A 1,851-nucleotide genomic window follows, 5' to 3' on the forward strand; every position below is an offset into this window, starting at 1 on the left:
ACACAGTGGACGCGAGCAACTGAGGACAAGCCCTCGGCCTATTAGTACCAGTCAACTCCACCCGTTACCAGGCTTCCATATCTGGCCTATCAACCCAGTCGTCTACTGGGAGCCTTAACCCCTCAAAGGGGGTGGGAGTACTCATCTCGAAGCAGGCTTCCCGCTTAGATGCTTTCAGCGGTTATCCTTTCCGAACGTAGCCAACCAGCCATGCCCTTGGCAGGACAACTGGCACACCAGAGGTTCGTCCGTCCCGGTCCTCTCGTACTAGGGACAGCCCTTCTCAATACTCCTACGCGCACAGCGGATAGGGACCGAACTGTCTCACGACGTTCTAAACCCAGCTCGCGTACCGCTTTAATGGGCGAACAGCCCAACCCTTGGGACCGACTCCAGCCCCAGGATGCGACGAGCCGACATCGAGGTGCCAAACCATCCCGTCGATATGGACTCTTGGGGAAGATCAGCCTGTTATCCCCGGGGTACCTTTTATCCGTTGAGCGACGGCGCTTCCACAAGCCACCGCCGGATCACTAGTCCCTACTTTCGTACCTGCTCGACCCGTCAGTCTCACAGTCAAGCTCCCTTGTGCACTTACACTCAACACCTGATTGCCAACCAGGCTGAGGGAACCTTTGGGCGCCTCCGTTACTCTTTAGGAGGCAACCGCCCCAGTTAAACTACCCACCAGACACTGTCCCTGATCCGGATCACGGACCCAGGTTAGACATCCAGCACGACCAGAGTGGTATTTCAACAATGACTCCACAACCACTGGCGTGGCTGCTTCAAAGTCTCCCACCTATCCTACACAAGCCGAACCGAACACCAATATCAAGCTATAGTAAAGGTCCCGGGGTCTTTCCGTCCTGCTGCGCGAAACGAGCATCTTTACTCGTAGTGCAATTTCACCGGGCCTATGGTTGAGACAGTCGAGAAGTCGTTACGCCATTCGTGCAGGTCGGAACTTACCCGACAAGGAATTTCGCTACCTTAGGATGGTTATAGTTACCACCGCCGTTTACTGGCGCTTAAGTTCTCAGCTTCGCCATGACGAATCATGACTAACCGGTCCCCTTAACGTTCCAGCACCGGGCAGGCGTCAGTCCGTATACATCGCCTTACGGCTTCGCACGGACCTGTGTTTTTAGTAAACAGTCGCTTCTCGCTGGTCTCTGCGGCCACCACCAGCTCACCGAGTAAATCGGATCACCAGCAATGGCCCCCCTTCTCCCGAAGTTACGGGGGCATTTTGCCGAGTTCCTTAACCATAGTTCACCCGAACGCCTCGGTATTCTCTACCTGACCACCTGAGTCGGTTTAGGGTACGGGCCGCCATGAAACTCGCTAGAGGCTTTTCTCGACAGCATAGGATCATCCACTTCACCACAATCGGCTCGGCATCAGGTCTCAGCCTTAACGTGTGACGGATTTACCTACCACACGGCCTACACCCTTACCCCGGGACAACCACCGCCCGGGCTGGACTACCTTCCTGCGTCACCCCATCGCTTACCTACTACCACCTTGGACCGGCGGCTCCACCACGTCCCTTTGTCCGAAGACTCCAGGCCGGCTTCACGGCCTTAGCATTAATGGATTCGATACTGGGCGTTTCAAAGCGGGTACCGGAATATCAACCGGTTGTCCATCGACTACGCCTGTCGGCCTCGCCTTAGGTCCCGACTTACCCTGGGCAGATCAGCTTGACCCAGGAACCCTTAGTCAATCGGCGCACACGTTTCCCACGTGTGTATCGCTACTCATGCCTGCATTCTCACTCGTGAACCGTCCACAACTCGTTTCCACGGCTGCTTCACCCGGCACACGACGCTCCCCTACCCATCACAG

The 1,851-nt window shown here is 56.1% G+C and carries 1 rRNA gene (only partly in view); it reads right to left on the minus strand.

Going from position 1 to position 1,851, the window contains the following annotated elements:
- Window positions 1–21 precede the first annotated feature (21 nt).
- A 23S ribosomal RNA gene (locus tag ACGFWI_RS38765) occupies window positions 22–1,851 on the minus strand; it runs 729 nt beyond the window's last position.

The sequence above is a fragment of the Streptomyces sp. NPDC048434 genome, from assembly GCF_043200375.1.
In the GTDB taxonomy this organism is placed as follows: Bacteria; Actinomycetota; Actinomycetes; order Streptomycetales; family Streptomycetaceae; genus Streptomyces.